Source organism: Bacillus sp. FSL L8-0358, from assembly GCF_038593095.1.
GTDB classification, from domain to species: domain Bacteria; phylum Bacillota; class Bacilli; order Bacillales; family Bacillaceae; genus Bacillus; species Bacillus subtilis.
In genome coordinates this window covers 1,913,576-1,928,650 of sequence record NZ_CP151962.1, presented here as the reverse complement: position 1 = coordinate 1,928,650, position 15,075 = coordinate 1,913,576, and the positions used below count along the sequence as shown (strand labels likewise).

The window sequence follows — 15,075 nt, the reverse complement described above, 5'->3', positions numbered from 1 at the left end:
GTCACTTCTTTCTCTTTCGTTTTGTGCGCCTGGCACTGGGAAGCTGCAGGCTAAGAGCGCCGCTTGCCGCAGAAAACACACTCAACAGAACCCATATGAATATCTCGGAACCTAGACAAGCGAACCCAGCAAAAATACAAGTCTGGACACCATGAATGATCCATTTTCTTTTTAAAGGAATTAGCCACAAAATAGCTAAGCCTATCTCCGCTGTTCCTGCCAATATGCTTGTTTCAACACCTGCAAAGCCTTGATAGAACCAAAACAGGCTGAAAAACAGACACATGAACACATAGATGATAGCGGATCGAATGAAGCGCTTCGGATGTTTATGTTGCTCAACCCAAAGCCTTAATGCATCAAAGCTCCAGGCAGTCGCCCAGCCAAGCAGCGGTCGAAATAATAAACGATCGATCCATCTTCCCGGCAGTCCGTAGGCTGTTTTGTATTGGTACTGTGTTAAAAACGTCATTTTCCCATTTTCTCTCTGTATATACTTCCAGTAGCCGCTTCCATGCCGAATCAGAGATAATGGATGATCAGAGCCAAAAGCCAGTGAAGAAGACCTTTCAGATGAACATTTGTTGAAAACACCGACGGTTTCTCCAGTACCTGACACCTTTAATCCAAAGCCTACCCTTGTTTCGTAAAGAAACTTCTGTTTTTCGCATGGCTGTCTATTCAAATACGTGATATTTGAAAACCGGAGATCCCATTCCTTATGCAGTGATGGGTTTTGTGTATATTCCCAGAGTGTATCCAGATCAGATTTCATTTCGATTTCTACATAAATCGGATTCTGCCTCACAGCCCCTCCTCCCTTCTATTTCAAGCAATTCCTATATTAGCATATTGGTCGATTTGAAAAGTGTATATCTCTCCAAAAAAAGTATCTTTATCCTAAAAAATGCATAAAAAAGAGAAGAGAGGTTTCCTTCTCTTCCTTGGGATTCATTACTGAGTTTTAACCGTGCCGTAATGAGTAATTGTGACGTTCACACTGTATGTGATGTCGGCTTTACTGAAGGTGTCATCCCAGTTATTTTTTACCCTTTTCCATAAGTGAGGATATGTAAGTCTTAAAGATTCATCAAAACCCGCAACATCTGCTTTATAATCATGCTGAATTTTTTTTAATACATGACCAACTATTTTCTTTACCTCGTTTTCAATAGTCGTTTCGAGACGATCTATAAACTGGGTGTCCAATGCCTCTTTTGTGTTCCAGTTTTCAACCAAATCGCCTTCTGATTCAATATCGACATGGAATGAAATATCCGTCCCTTTTACGACTGGATGAATTTTGCTTTTGATTTTATTGATATCGTACGCTAACGTCTGTTGGCTCTTTTTATCATGACTTTTGACAACTCCGCCTTTTCCTCCCCCTCTAATCCATGTAATCCCCTCAATTTCATATTCATTTAAGGTGCCGATCATTTTTTTCGACTTTCCGTTGATTACAGCTGCTCCGGAATACTTGATCGCTCCATTCGCCGCGACCACATTTTGCAGTAAAAAACTGCTGCCAGAATGCAGTTTTCCAATTAGTTTCGCGAGTGTCACAGGGGGAAGAATTCTGGAAACCTTATGTTCATTTTCACCTAGTCCAATCAGCCGAAATGCCGGAATTTCTCCGTTCTCTTTCAGCTGGAGAGCTTCTCTTGCTTCCCCTTTAGCAGATAAAACAAGACAGCTCAGCCTGATTTCATTATCACGAAAAAATTGATCCAGCATTTCGTCGATAGGAAATGTGTGCAGCACATCTTCACTCATGACAACAACTTTTAAATGCGGGCTAAACACTTCTCGGTCCCGTCTTAATGCAACCTCACTTCCGATCTGCTGTAATGAATCCCCTGTTTCACTTATATTAATATACGCTTTTTGCGCTCCTTGTCCGCTACCGCCTCCCCCGCCAGTGCCCGCGCCTGCCGCTTTTTCATTAACAAATTGATAGGTCAGCGTAATGTTGTCTTTTTTCGGATAGCTCCCGCCCTCTTCTTTTAACTCTTTTTCAGTGTTCGTTTCTTTTCCTTTATCAATTGCGATAGCGAATGTGAGACCCAGATCTTCTATTTCCCGGCTGCTCCAGCATCCTGTTACGCAAATCATCAGCAGACATACCATGACCATAGCAGGCAATTGACGTTTTAGTTTACTTTTCACCTCTTTTCCTCCATTTCGAAATGACTAACAGCAAAATCGGCAAAGCGCCAAATATATACAAAGCGATATGACTGACCGTATCGCCCAATATAAAGACGTCATTTTCATTTTTCGGCATGCAAGAGAGGATATAAATAACAGGAAGCAGCCCAAACATACATGAAAGGGGTTTCTTTTTAAAAACTTGTGAGACTCCCAGGGAAGCTGCATAAAAAGTGATAATAAACGTAGCAAAAAGCTGCATAATCCAAATCACAAGCAGGAATGATTCAAACCGTTCAAATATTAAACCAGGTATTTCAAAACTTCTCATCAGGTCAAGCCCCGGCCATGTTCTCGTCACAACTCCCTCAACTGATAGTGCACCGATGACCATAATTAGCGTAATCATATAAAAACTGGTCACAACGCCTGTCCCGATCACAACCGCTTTCACCGCATTTTTCGGCTTTTTCATAAATGCTACTAAAATGAGCATAATTTCTGAACATGTAAATGAAAGGTTCGTTGTCTTTACACCTCTAAGAACCGGCATGATTCCATCACCTAATACAGGGCGCAAATTGTTGATCTCAAATATGCCTAAACTCATGAGGGCTATCGTTAAAAAGATGATGACCGTAATCGGAAAAATCATTTCAAAAAGCCGTGCAATCGGATCTAGGCCTTGTGTAATTGAATAAAGCCCAATCCAAAGAACTGTCATAATGATGGCCCAAGACGGTGTCCCTTCGAGGAGAAAAAAATCCACGATTTCGGACATGACTCTGACTTCAAACGCACCGAGTGCCAGAAAATAAGTAATAAAAACAATACTGATCAGATGCCCGAGCCATTTTCCTACAATATGTCGGGAGTATTCATAAAAGGTCTCCTTAGGATACTGCTGGCTTAATTTAACGATAATCATCCCGGCTATTACCGCTAGGACCCCGCCTAATAAAACTGAAATCCATCCATCAGGAGATTGTGTTTGTTCTGTTACTGTCCGAGGGAGCGTAAGAACTCCGGCAGCAAGCATATAATTAATGATGATAATCGTTGCCTGAGCGGTTGTGATTTTACTGGTTGGGCTGAACATGAGACTTTATCACCATCCTGTCGAGTTCATCACTTCACCCGTTTTGTATTATCTGTATTCATCATTTTAGGCCGGCGCTTCATGACTAAAAGAGGCATTCTGATAACAAAGTCTTTCCAATCTTTTAAGTGATAGGGCACTGCCGGACTTGCGTATGGCACACCAAAGCTCTTTAGCTTTACGACATGGCTGCTTAGCAGCAGATAATACATAATGACTCCAAACAATCCAAACACCGCCGCACAAAACATCGCGCCAAACCGAAGCATCCGAAGTGCTATACCTGTGCTATAATGCGGGATGGCAAATGAAGAAATTGCTGTGAGCGCAACAACAATGACCATGATTGGACTGACAATCCCCGCCTGCACAGCTGCTTCCCCGATGATTAATCCGCCAACTATGCCAATTGCGGGTCCAATTGGTTTTGGCAGACGAAGCCCCGCTTCTCTTAAAATTTCGATCGCGACTTCCATAAATAAGGCTTCAATGAGGGATGGGAACGGAACACCTTGGCGCGTCCCGGAAATTGAAATCGCCAGCTTGGTCGGAATTAACCCCGGATGAAAAGAAATAAATGATATATATAAAGCGGGTGCGAATAACGTTATCATTGCTGCTATGAACCTCAGCAATCTGATGAGCGAGCTCGGGAACCACCGTTCATAATAATCTTCAGGCGATTGAAGCATCATGCTGAAAGTGACTGGAACAATCAAAGCAAACGGAGTGCCGTCAAGCAGAATGGCTACTCTTCCTTCCATTAGTCCGCTTATGACGCGATCAGGACGTTCTGTACTCTGTACTTGCGGGAACGGGCTCAAGTAATTATCCTCAATTAACTGTTCAACGTAGCCTGACTCCGGCAAATGATCGATCTCAATCCCTCTCACTCTTTTTCTTACTTCCTCGACTACTTTTGGATCTGCAATGTCATTCATATAAGCGATGATTAAATCCTTTTTTAATCGTGTTCCTACTTCAAATCTCTGCAATGTTAATTGATCATTTTTTCCTTGCTGTCTCAAAAGAGCTGTATTCGTACTCAACTCTTCTGTAAAGCCTGTGCGCGGCCCTCTGACAAGCGCTTCTGAAAGCGGCTCCTCGATACTTCGATTTTGTTTTTTTACAGTTCCCAGAAGAAAGGCCTGCGGTATTCCATCGATGAGAAGCGCTGTCGAACCCATGAAAACATTCAACACGATATCACTGATTTTCTCTGATTCTATGACATCACCGATTGATACGATTTGATTTTTTATCTGTTTCGAAGTTAAAATACCTTTGCCGGATTGAGAAATTTCATCGCTTACCTGATTAGGTTGATTCATGGCTAACACTGATAGTCCTTTATTAATCAAATCCTGATCAGACAGTCCTTCAACAAAGATCAATGCCGCTTTCACATGTAAATGAGTGATTTCAAGCTCACGGAAGTGAACGTCCCCGTTATGTCCTATTTTTCTTTTTACATGTTCTAAATCGTATCCGATGTTACCAGTTAACACATCCTGATCCTGCTTTTCAGCTGTTGAATAATCTGATTTATGCTGCTTCTGTGTTTTGTACTGATTGCTCCGCCACCTCATCATTGCACCTTCTTATACATGAATCCAAGTAAACACTTTATAGATTACATATGGAACGAGAAATACAACTAACGCTTGAAACCACACATTCCAGTCAGTAAGTGTTGATATCATGTTATCCATCTGTCAGTTCCCCTCTCTCTAATAGGATTATTTTTCCCGTATACCTATTTTTTATGTTCGTCTTTTTTCTCAATAAAAAAAGCATGATGAACATTTCATCATGCTTTTAAAGAAATCAACCTGACCATTTTGCATAATTAACACAAAATGAGCCTTTTAGCAGTCTGGGATAAACTAAAATTCCAGCTTGAAGCTTTCTTCCTGATCTGAAACTTCCACAGGAATCCCCATTATCGTTTTCGGTTTGGAAACGTAAACAAAGCGCATTTCTTCCTCTAATTGCTGAAACGCTTTTTCACTAACTATAATTCTGGCCGGCTTCCCTGGACTGTTATCAATGGCTGCTTTGATTTTTCCAAGCATAAAAAACCTCCTGTTTTAGAAAATGGCTCATTTACTATTAAAACAAAAATCGCAAAATAAATTGGCTGAGCAGGAATTCCAGTTCAAACATAACAGTTGCGGCTGAGCAAACAAGCATGAAAGAAATGACAACATACACATCTCTCTCTTTCTCGCGCATGCAGAATTCTCCCATTCACAGATCAGACTGGCGACTGACACGCTGTTCAACAGCAGCTCTAGCATAAATAATGCACGCTGTGGACATGATCTTATTAGTTATTATATGATTGAATTGAAAAAAACATCATATGTCAAGAGGTAAAAGCAATGGCTCAAAACAACGAAAATGCATTACCGGATATTACAAAAAGCATTACCCTGGAGGCTCCCATTCAGAAAGTCTGGGAGACAGTCTCTACTTCAGAAGGCATTGCCAAGTGGTTTATGCCCAATGACTTTCAGCTCAAAGAAGGACAAGAATTTCACTTACAATCACCGTTTGGGCCGTCCCCTTGTAAAGTTTTGGCTGTTCAAGCTCCAACTGAACTTTCTTTTGAATGGGATACAGAAGGATGGGTCGTTACCTTTCAATTAGAAGACTTGGGGGAAAAGACAGGGTTTACCCTTATTCACAGCGGCTGGAAAGAGCCGATTGAAGTGATCGGCAAAGCAAACGAGAAAAGCTCCGTCGTTCGCGGCAAGATGGATGGCGGCTGGACTGGCATTGTAAATGAACGGCTTCGTAAGGCTGTCGAAGAATAAAAAAGAGAGGTATCTCTCTTTTTTGTTTTTTTCCAAGGGTTATACTTCACAATTTGAGTCCATCAATCATAAAACGTAACAGTTTTAGATTTACCAGAGTAATCGGTAACAAAGAACTCGGCCTTGTTATTGCTCCCATCTACAAATTTTCCAATACTGTCAAATGTGTGGCATTCTCCGGGTGAAAAATAGTTTGCCCCTACATAATCATCAGGATTGTCACCGGGATCATCCTCATATAAGTGCAGTGAGACAGAAAAAGGAGTGCTTCCTGAAAGGCACACTCTAAAATCTCCTCCGGTTGAGTATACCGTCGGACTTGGGTAAGTATATGTGTAAGTCCCCAACTTATCCCACTCTCCAGCCCCCGCAGTTCCGGCTTTTTCTGCTTGTGCCGTTAATGGAAAAACCGCAGCAAACCCTAAAACAGACAAAAATCCAACTACCTTAGTGAATCTCATAGCTACACCACTCCTCTATTTCAATGATAGCCGCAGATACGTTTGTATCATTTCCGGCAGAGCTACATAATTGATCCAGCCTGCCTCCCTGCTTCTTAGGCAGGTGGCATTGGACATTATATTCAGCAGCAGCCGTTTTATGAATCTGCCTTTGTGCTGGTTTTAAAATGTTCAAAATAAATGCATTCCCATTTGTACTGCTATCTCTTATAATTTGTTTAAAAGGTTGTACTTCAATCAGGGGGAAAAGGATATGGAATTAAGCTTCACAAAAATACTCGTTATTTTGTTTGTGGGTTTTTTAGTATTTGGGCCTGATAAACTGCCGGCGCTTGGCCGTGCAGCAGGAAAAGCCTTATCAGAATTTAAACAAGCAACAAGCGGACTGACTCAGGATATCAGAAAAAATGACTCAGAAAACAAAGAAGACAAACAAATGTAGGATAAATCGTTTGGGCCGATGAAAAATCGGCTCTTTATTTTGATTTGTTTTTGTGTCATCTGTCTTTTTTTTATCATTTGGACAGCCCTTTTTTCCTTCTATGATTTTAACTGTCCAAGCCGCAAAATCTACTCGCCGTATAATAAAGCGTAGTAAAAATAAAGGAGGAGTATATATGGGTTATTACAAAAAATACAAAGAAGAGTATTATACGGTCAAAAAAACGTATTATAAGAAGTATTACGAATATGATAAAAAATACTATGACCACCATGATAAAAAATATTATGACTGTGATTACGACAAAAAATATGATGACTATGATAAAAAATATTATGATCACGATAAAAAAGACTATGATTATGTTGTAGAGTATAAAAAGCATAAAAAACACTACTAAACGATTAACATCTCCTCGTTTTTACTTTCCCCCGGCTATTGCCGGGTCTTTTTTTGTTTGTGCACTATATGTATATTTCTGAAGCTTCCCTTTCTATGAAAACCTTGGTGACTGAATCTAAAAAAGAATAATGAATATTTAGTACATAGTTTAGTTAGTTCGTAAGTGAGCGCATTCAGTTTATTGCAGTTACAAAGAAACTTTTATAAACTCTTTGAGGATCATACATAAAAGGAGAGGTTTTTTGTATAGAAACATCGTATTTTATCTCATTTTACTTTGTCTATTTATATCAGTTGTCATGAAAAGCTTTGAGGTGATAAGAACAATAGCCAATGTTATCTGCTTTGTTTTCGTATTGCTGTATTTTAAAGATGAAATGAAAACATACTCACGTAAAGCGTTAGCAATCCTAAGTATTTGTTTTCTTTTCTTAGTCGGAATCTGTGCTTTTGTCATTTTACAAGGACAGACATTGATGAAACGTCACCTCTTTTTTACAGGCTGGGAAACGATAGCGGGCATTCTTTTAATGATCGTTTCTTTAAGCATTTGTACTTTTATTTTGAGGAAAATTTCAAATCGGTTAAAACGATTGTGATCTCGTTCTTTCCTCTAATAAAGGTATATAGCTTTAAGATTGGCGAAGCGGTTCGTCCCTTACTTCACTCAAAATGAAATATTTTGTCGATTTATATACATCAATCCAGTTCCAAAATAAGGTATAATAAATGGCGAAACCACTATCAAAAGGGGGAATTTTGATGAAAAAAGTATTGATTGCAGGTGCAGTAGGAACAGCAGTTCTTTTCGGAACCCTTTCATCAGGTATACCAGGCTTACCAGCGGCAGACGCTCAAGTCGCAAAAGCAGCATCCCAGCTGCCTAACGGAATCGGCGGCCGTGCCTACCTGAACAGTACGGGCGCCGTTTTTACAGCTAAAATCACGCTTCCTGAAACTGTCAAAAATAACGACTCGGTCTCTACTACCTATATTTATTCAGGCTTTAGGGCATCAAGCGGAACTGAAGCCGATATCGGGCTTCAGTACAGCAAACAATACAACGTCTGGAAGCCCCTCATGAAGGTTGGGTCCAAAAATGAAGAAACGTACATCGAAGGAAAAGACAAATTCACATACAATAAAGGCTTCCGCCCTGGAAGCACAGTCCAAATGACAATCTATAAAAATTTAAGCGGCAATACGCGCATGACCCTTTGGGGAACGAACAATGACGGCTATACCGGACGGATTATCACAGAAATTCAAGGAACCAACATCGGCACGATTTCAAAATGGAAAACCCTTGCTACCGCGGCTGTTTCGTATGAAAGCCAGCGTGATGCGATCAAAGCAACCTTTTCGACATCTTTTAACAACATCACAATCGACAATAAAGCCGTCACTCCTGTGGTAGATACACAGGATTTCGCAAAGGTTTCAGTTGCAGGAAATAACGTTACGATCTCTGTTAATAAATAAACGAAGCAGCAAAAAGCCGCCAGCATTGTCTGGCGGTTTTATAATCAATTTTCCATCCCCATAAAAAACCGTGTCGGAATCCACTCCCTATATAGATTTACGAACAGTAGTACTTCCCTTTTTATGTGTAACTTTATTTAAACAGCGTTAGAATTAAGACATTTTTGTTTCGATGATAAAATTAATCATAAGCAAAAGTTGAAATTTTGAAATAACTTTGGTATGATTAATTCAATTACTATAGAACTACATAAATTAAAAGCCCCTTATTTATGGGGCTTTCAATTATTTTTTTAATTACAAAAATAACTACCTTGAAGCTTAGGTTGACAATTACACTAACAGAGGTTCGATGTTGGTCATTGCTTGATGATTGTAAAGTGAATTATCGAAATCTTCAGCTCCTTTGGTTATTTATCATATTTTAATATAGGGTGGAATTTGTATGAAATACGGAAAAATAGGTCTTTTTGGAATTATTTTAGTTATTATTGCTCTTCTGGTATCAATGTATTTTATGTTTAATACAAAAGCTTTGATACCTGCTGGATATGATTTGGCTATTCATGGTATTGTTATATCGAGAACATTAATGATTGCTTTCACTTTGTATCTAGTTTCAAAATTAGGATATTTTCTTCTTAATAAAAAAGATTAGCTTTTATAGCTAATCTTTTTTATATAAAATTAATAGTTTTTCAGTGCATATTCTCCATACATAGGTTTTTTAACTACATATTTTTTCTTTGATACACATTTACCAGTAACTATATCCTTACGACAGTTGTATCCTTCTTCTACATTATACCTAACTCTATATGCCATATAGACTCTTTTATTCGCTCCAACATTTAGAGTGTATCCTTTAGAGCTTGCTACAGAGCCTGCAGTCGATATTCCTAAACCACTTATAGATCCGCTGACAGTTGTTGTAAAAGTAACTGTTTTGTTTGCAGTAATAGATCCACCTTTACTCCCCGTTGCTATATTATCAGAAACTCTTTTAAAGCTAGACCAGCTTTTATATGTTTTTACATTCATCTTAACATTACGAAAATCATTCACAAATTGCGCAGTAAACTCCCCTCCTCCTAAGTTGCTTGTTACTCCAGTTGTCTCGTTTGCAAATACAGTATGCACTTGTGACTCAACGCCTTTAATTGAGACAGGTTTTTCTTCCCCTTTTTCAGCAGCTAATACATTGCCATTAGGAAGAGACAGGGTAAATAGAGCTATAGAACTAATGGCTAACTTACAAAAAACTTTTTTCATCGACAACAGTCCTTTCTATGTATTCATTTAGTACCATATAAGTATACAATTTCTAGAAATATATTTAAATGGTTATTTTAAAATATTATGAATTTTTTAATAGAAATTCATTGGTATAGTATTATTTAACATAGTGCTTGTTCATCCCTGGCAAATCTTAAGGCAATCCATCGCAGAAACACAATCCCGTGCTAAAAAATATGAAACTTTTCCTTTAATTATAGTTATGGATAATTTCAATCTTTTCATTTTTAAGTTGAATTTTAGTCAGGGACCAAAAAGTTTCATAACAAAAACAAATAACCTAGAACTGCACAAAGTAATTGAATTCATTGCACGATGTTGGTCTTTTAAGGTGAAATATGTATATGTTAATATTAGGTTTACAATTAAGCTATTCAAGTGTTTTAAAAATAATCTAGAAAGGTTGATGAAAATGAACCTTTATTTAGTTATAGCTCTTGTTATTTCAGTTTTTTTTAATGTGATCTTATGTATCCAGTTAGCAAAATACAAAACCAATCGATCCACTAATATAAATTGGAAGGAAAGGATGGGGCTCAACAATCCTTTTACAGCTATAGTATGGGCTTTTCTTTTCATTACAATTTTCTTGAGCCTTATGATATTAATAGGAGGAATTAACACCTTATAAAACCAATGGCCTTTTCATATCGTTCGTTTAATTTTTCAGACCACGCATCCGTTGTTCACTTGTACTAAGAGAACCCAACGCTTCTAACAATCCTTTTGTTTCGCGTTGGGCTCCAATTTTGTTTACTATTTGTTTATAGAAATATGAAGAAGAAATTTCTTCATATTTAGCCTAATGCCAGCTTATATTCTGAAAAATAACATATTATCCCCTTCCGCCCCTACCATTAATTCACTGCACAATAAAAAGGCAGCATTAAACCGCTACCTCAAATAAAAGCTTGTCCCCATGTTTATAGTTGATTAACTTGAAATCATCAATGGTAAAGTCATAAAAATCTTTGACTTCAGGATTGATCCATAGTTCAGGTGCTTCAAACTGTTCTCTTTCCATTTGAATTTTCAAATTGTCTATATGACGTGTATACACATGGCAATCCCCAATGTTAAAGATATAATCACCAAGCTCATAACCAGTCACTTGAGCAATCATGCGCTGCAACACATTGTACTGGAATACATTGAATGGATTCCCCAACGCCATGTCATTGCTCCGTGCTCTTACCTCAAGGTGGAGCTTACCTTGCTTAACATACCATTGAGTTTCGTATACACATGGCGTTAAGGCCATTGCGTCTAAATCATCAGGATTCCACAGCATTGTAATGTGTCTGCGTGAAGACGGGTTGTTCTTCAATTGATGAAGAAGATAATCAACCTGATCCACTTTTTCTCCATTTAGACTTCTGTTTTTCTTCCCCAGCTGAAATCCATATGCATGTCCGATGGTGCCGTCTTCTTGTTTCCACTGATCCCAAATATGTACGCCCATCTTGTTTAAATCATTAACATCATTAGATTTCAGCTGCCAAATCCAGAGCAACTCTTTAATGGCTGTTTTCCAGGCAACCTTTTTTGTCGTTAAAATCGGAACCTCTGAGTTGTCGAATCTCATTTGCTTACTGATTACACTTAGAGTATGTGCCGGTGTTCCATCTGAGTCCCACTTGGTTCTCACATCAAACTCTTCGTCTGAGATTCCATTATTGATAATATCCTTTATAATTGAATTGTATTGTTTATCGAATTGCGTCATAACTATTCATATCCTTCTTTCATTTTCAGTTGCTAAGCATAATTTATTACGAATGCAATATTATCGCAAATACTAAGCACTCGCAGATAAAGTGAGGATCTTATTCCACTCACTGTGTGTTTAAAGAGGAGTTAATCCCCCCTCTTTTACACCTGTATTTCCCCATAACATAGTCTGTCACATAGCTCATAGTTACCGCCAGTTTGGTACATACACCGTTGATAACATTGTTGAGGATTATAAGAAATGGTTTGATATTGCGGCACATAAAAATTTAAATAGTTAGGTGTTTGTGTATACCAAATTGGAAATTGTCTAAACACATTAAATCCTCCAATAGCTTTTTCTGATTTAATGCATTGTATTTTACCTCAATATCAATTGTCAGTTGTCCATGTGCAATTGGGCTTTCTTTAAAATAAATTCTCTCTAATTTCATTCATTTGATCATTAACAACTTTTTTATGATATTTGGCAGCGGTTCATTCCTTATATGATCTGTTTCTAACCGGTTTTGCTGCTTGTTTTTGATGTCTAACTTTAAATCCTTCCGAAAGCAGTGTTAAAAATCACATCATAGATCTCTTGAATCTTAACCATAACGTTCAAATATTCTTCAATGAGAAAGTCCCTTTTTACGTATATTAATCTTCTCTATACACTTTACTATTATTTTACAGTGATTGAGTGCTCTCTCTCGCTCTTATTTTCATAAACAGCTATCCGTTTTGTTTTTCAGAAAGTGTTTTAAACAGCCTCTTTTTACTATTCTTATTTCATTTGACCATACCATATCATTTAAACTTCATAAATTAAATTCGAATAAAATAAAGGAGGAATTTAATTGGGTTATTATAAAAAATATAAAGAAGAGTATTACACTTGGAAAAAAACATATTACAAAAAGTATTACGACAATGATAAGAAGCATTATGATTGCGACAAAAAGTATTATGATCATGATAAAAAACATTATGATTACGACAAAAAGTATTATGACCATGATAAAAAACATTATGATTACGACAAAAAGTATTATGACCATGATAAAAAACATTATGATTACGACAAAAAGTATTATGACCATGATAAAAAACATTATGATTACGACAAAAAGTATTATGACCATGATAAAAAACATTATGATTACGACAAAAAGTATTATGACCATGATAAAAAATATTACGATGATCACGATTATCATTACGAAAAAAAGTATCATGATGACGATGATCATTATTATGATTTTGTCGAATCATATAAAAAACATCACTAAATCTCTTAAACGTCTATTTATTCCCCGGCGACATACCGGGGGCTTTTTTATGATATTTATCGACGATACTCAGATTTTTTTGTGCTCATGGCTGCTGTAAATTCAATTATTAATGAACACACGTCATTTAACTTGGCTTATTATTAGTGACATTACTAGTTTTTAGTTGCCTTCCCCTACTTATAAAAATTTAGATAAAAGTATTTCTTTATAGAGATGCTTGTTTCATCGACATCTCAATCCTAAATGTGGTAAAATCGATAAAAATGTAAAAACTGTAAATATAATAAAAGGAGCATCTATATGTATATAAGTATTATAATTTTAGCATCCATGCTTTTATGGGGGGCAGTTATCCACGAGCTAAGTAAACCTTCAAAAAAGCAAAACACCAGAAAAATTGTTTCTTTGACATCTTTAGGTTCTTTATCGACTTTAGTTATTACTATTTCACTTTTTCAAAACTTCCCTTTTTAAAATTTGTTTTTAATTAAATGCTTCGTATTAAAATATTCATTTTATACATAATATTTATATGTACCTTGGCTGAAACCTCCATTAATCAATCACACAGCATGAAGACAGCCAAGGATTTATTTTGTTTACTTAGTACCTGTTGAACCAAGTCCTCCTCTATCTTCGTTTCCCAAATGCTCGACTTCAACCAATTCAACCGCCGGCATTTTCTTCATGATTCTAAACTGACAAATACGATCACCCTTCTTAATTTCAGTATCACGCAATGCATAAGCAGGAAAGAACCAGAAATCGTTGTCACCCTTATATGACTCATCGATAACACCCATTGAATTTGTTTGAATAACGCCAAAGTTCTTATATGTACTTGAACGAGGGACGACATGTGCTTCGTAACCTTCAGGCAGCTCCATTGCAACACCTAATGGGACAAGCTTAAATTCATCTTTTTTGATTGTTACATCTTCAGCTGCCCGAAGATCAATCCAGTCTCCCTGCTCAATTTTGCTGATTCTTGTTTGTGTTTCATCTAGATACTTGATTTTAATTTGCATTGTCATGTACTAGCTCCTTTAATTTTTATTGACTATCATACAGTAAGGCTTGTTCTTGTGTCATTTTCATCAGTTATAAATTGAACGTCTTCAAAATCATTCTGTAAAGCATTGAAGTAAAGTTTTTCAATGAATTTTTTGTTTTTACAGTAAATCGAAACGTAGCTATTATCTGCTATCAAAAGGACAAGTTCGCAATCACTGTCAGCAAACTCTTCATATGTATTGACTTGATTAACCATTTTTCCATATGGAAATGCTTTCAGTTCAACGAAAATGGTATAGTACTGATTCAGTTTTAATTGTTGCTCAAAAACTGCCCCTTCAACAACTGTGTAGTCATGAAAAAGCTCCTCATCAACGAGTTCTCCTTCTACAACAAAATAAGATTCCCCACTCGTTTGCCACCTATAATTAGCTATTTCTACCGGCTGCAGTATTCTCCATAGAAAATTTCCATATTCATTCGGTATTTGAAAACTAACTCCCCTGTTCATGTATACCCCTTACTTTAAACGATTTTCTAAACGATTTTTGTGAATACGAGTTTAATTATATACTCTGACGTTAGGTTTATGGAACAAGGAATCGACTGCCTTTTCAACCGATTATCTTTTACAGAATTTCCTCAGCCCTTCTCATTCAATGTTCATAACAAAAGACGCCCTCTTGTTCTCTTGTCTTTGTCGAGAAAAGTTAGCCCAGCCAGTGCCTTCATATGAAGTGTCCTGCTTGTCTCATCTCTGTAGACCGTACTTGATTACGCTTTAATCATCCTCATGTTATGACATGTTTACTCCGTCATAAATATTCACGAGAAATCAACATACACTTTTTGTATTTCTTGTGAATTATAGGATTTCCCAAAGGTCTTTCCAACTCTTTATCGA

17 protein-coding genes and 3 pseudogenes are annotated in these 15,075 nt (G+C 37.2%); 7 read left to right on the top strand and 13 right to left on the bottom strand.

What is annotated here, in order from left to right:
• Window position 1: 1 nt before the first annotated feature.
• The 6 genes from NYE49_RS09710 to NYE49_RS09685 form a co-directional block, all read right to left on the bottom strand.
• The gene (locus NYE49_RS09710; RefSeq protein ID WP_047182673.1) at window positions 2-808 is read right to left on the bottom strand and encodes a hypothetical protein; all 807 of its coding nucleotides are present in this window, start codon (window positions 806-808) and stop codon (window positions 2-4) included.
• A 146-nt stretch (window positions 809-954) separates the two neighbouring features.
• Window positions 955-2,169, bottom strand: a complete 1,215-nt coding sequence (locus NYE49_RS09705) for a Ger(x)C family spore germination protein (RefSeq protein ID WP_015483281.1) — start codon at window positions 2,167-2,169, stop codon at window positions 955-957.
• The gene (locus tag NYE49_RS09700; RefSeq protein WP_047182672.1) at window positions 2,159-3,250 is read right to left on the bottom strand and encodes a spore germination protein; all 1,092 of its coding nucleotides are present in this window, start codon (window positions 3,248-3,250) and stop codon (window positions 2,159-2,161) included. Before NYE49_RS09700 ends, NYE49_RS09705 begins: the two co-directional genes overlap by 11 nt.
• Before the next feature lie 29 nt (window positions 3,251-3,279).
• A complete protein-coding gene (locus NYE49_RS09695) occupies window positions 3,280-4,842 on the bottom strand; it encodes a spore germination protein (protein WP_015383755.1) in 1,563 nt (520 codons plus the stop codon).
• 294 nt (window positions 4,843-5,136) lie between these two features.
• Window positions 5,137-5,325, bottom strand: coding sequence for a hypothetical protein (locus NYE49_RS09690; protein WP_015383754.1), 189 nt, complete (start codon window positions 5,323-5,325; stop codon window positions 5,137-5,139).
• A gap of 37 nt (window positions 5,326-5,362) precedes the next feature.
• A complete protein-coding gene (locus NYE49_RS09685; protein ID WP_284675384.1) occupies window positions 5,363-5,485 on the bottom strand; it encodes a hypothetical protein in 123 nt (40 codons plus the stop codon).
• A 149-nt stretch (window positions 5,486-5,634) separates the two neighbouring features.
• Here NYE49_RS09685 and NYE49_RS09680 point away from each other — a divergent pair, with 149 nt between their 5' ends.
• Window positions 5,635-6,069, top strand: coding sequence for an SRPBCC domain-containing protein (locus NYE49_RS09680; RefSeq protein WP_047182671.1), 435 nt, complete (start codon window positions 5,635-5,637; stop codon window positions 6,067-6,069).
• Window positions 6,070-6,131: 62 nt separating this feature from the next.
• Here the strand turns inward: NYE49_RS09680 and NYE49_RS09675 are convergent, their stop codons facing one another.
• Together NYE49_RS09675 and NYE49_RS09670 are read right to left on the bottom strand one after the other, a co-directional pair.
• Complete coding sequence (locus NYE49_RS09675) at window positions 6,132-6,530, bottom strand: hypothetical protein (protein ID WP_047182670.1); 399 nt, start codon at window positions 6,528-6,530, stop codon at window positions 6,132-6,134.
• Window positions 6,531-6,545: 15 nt separating this feature from the next.
• Window positions 6,546-6,705 (bottom strand): annotated as a pseudogene (locus tag NYE49_RS09670) (hypothetical protein).
• A gap of 78 nt (window positions 6,706-6,783) precedes the next feature.
• Here NYE49_RS09670 and tatAC point away from each other — a divergent pair.
• The 5 genes and pseudogenes from tatAC to NYE49_RS09645 all read left to right on the top strand — a co-directional run.
• Window positions 6,784-6,972 carry a twin-arginine translocase TatAC gene (gene tatAC, locus NYE49_RS09665; protein ID WP_003231634.1) on the top strand — a complete coding sequence of 63 codons (189 nt, stop codon included), beginning with the start codon at window positions 6,784-6,786 and terminating at the stop codon, window positions 6,970-6,972.
• A gap of 175 nt (window positions 6,973-7,147) precedes the next feature.
• On the top strand, window positions 7,148-7,372 hold the full coding sequence (locus NYE49_RS09660) for a hypothetical protein (RefSeq protein WP_015483277.1): 225 nt from the start codon (window positions 7,148-7,150) through the stop codon (window positions 7,370-7,372).
• Window positions 7,373-7,616: 244 nt separating this feature from the next.
• On the top strand, window positions 7,617-7,973 hold the full coding sequence (locus NYE49_RS09655) for a YoqO family protein (protein WP_047182668.1): 357 nt from the start codon (window positions 7,617-7,619) through the stop codon (window positions 7,971-7,973).
• 160 nt (window positions 7,974-8,133) lie between these two features.
• Window positions 8,134-8,856 carry a YrpD family protein gene (locus NYE49_RS09650; protein ID WP_144413659.1) on the top strand — a complete coding sequence of 241 codons (723 nt, stop codon included), beginning with the start codon at window positions 8,134-8,136 and terminating at the stop codon, window positions 8,854-8,856.
• A 466-nt stretch (window positions 8,857-9,322) separates the two neighbouring features.
• Window positions 9,323-9,514, top strand: a pseudogene (locus tag NYE49_RS09645) (hypothetical protein); the annotation flags it as partial.
• Between the two features lie 29 nt (window positions 9,515-9,543).
• Here NYE49_RS09645 and NYE49_RS09640 read toward each other — a convergent pair.
• The 3 genes from NYE49_RS09640 to NYE49_RS09630 all read right to left on the bottom strand — a co-directional run bounded on the left by NYE49_RS09640 (window position 9,544) and on the right by NYE49_RS09630 (window position 12,317).
• On the bottom strand, window positions 9,544-10,128 hold the full coding sequence (locus NYE49_RS09640) for a hypothetical protein (RefSeq protein ID WP_047182666.1): 585 nt from the start codon (window positions 10,126-10,128) through the stop codon (window positions 9,544-9,546).
• A gap of 910 nt (window positions 10,129-11,038) precedes the next feature.
• Window positions 11,039-11,878, bottom strand: a complete 840-nt coding sequence (locus NYE49_RS09635) for a thymidylate synthase (RefSeq protein ID WP_047182664.1) — start codon at window positions 11,876-11,878, stop codon at window positions 11,039-11,041.
• A gap of 274 nt (window positions 11,879-12,152) precedes the next feature.
• On the bottom strand, window positions 12,153-12,317 hold the full coding sequence (locus NYE49_RS09630) for a hypothetical protein (RefSeq protein WP_144052037.1): 165 nt from the start codon (window positions 12,315-12,317) through the stop codon (window positions 12,153-12,155).
• Window positions 12,318-12,722: 405 nt separating this feature from the next.
• On the opposite strand from NYE49_RS09630, the pseudogene NYE49_RS09625 reads away from it, so the two are divergent.
• Window positions 12,723-13,022: pseudogene (locus tag NYE49_RS09625) on the top strand (hypothetical protein); the annotation flags it as partial.
• Window positions 13,023-13,756: 734 nt separating this feature from the next.
• Here the strand turns inward: NYE49_RS09625 and dutA are convergent.
• Both dutA and NYE49_RS09615 read right to left on the bottom strand, forming a co-directional pair.
• A complete protein-coding gene (dutA, locus tag NYE49_RS09620) occupies window positions 13,757-14,191 on the bottom strand; it encodes a dUTP diphosphatase DutA (protein WP_003245820.1) in 435 nt (144 codons plus the stop codon).
• A gap of 29 nt (window positions 14,192-14,220) precedes the next feature.
• Entirely contained in the window at window positions 14,221-14,682 is a 462-nt protein-coding gene (locus tag NYE49_RS09615; RefSeq protein ID WP_047182662.1) for a DUF2691 family protein, read from the bottom strand.
• Window positions 14,683-15,075: the final 393 nt, after the last annotated feature.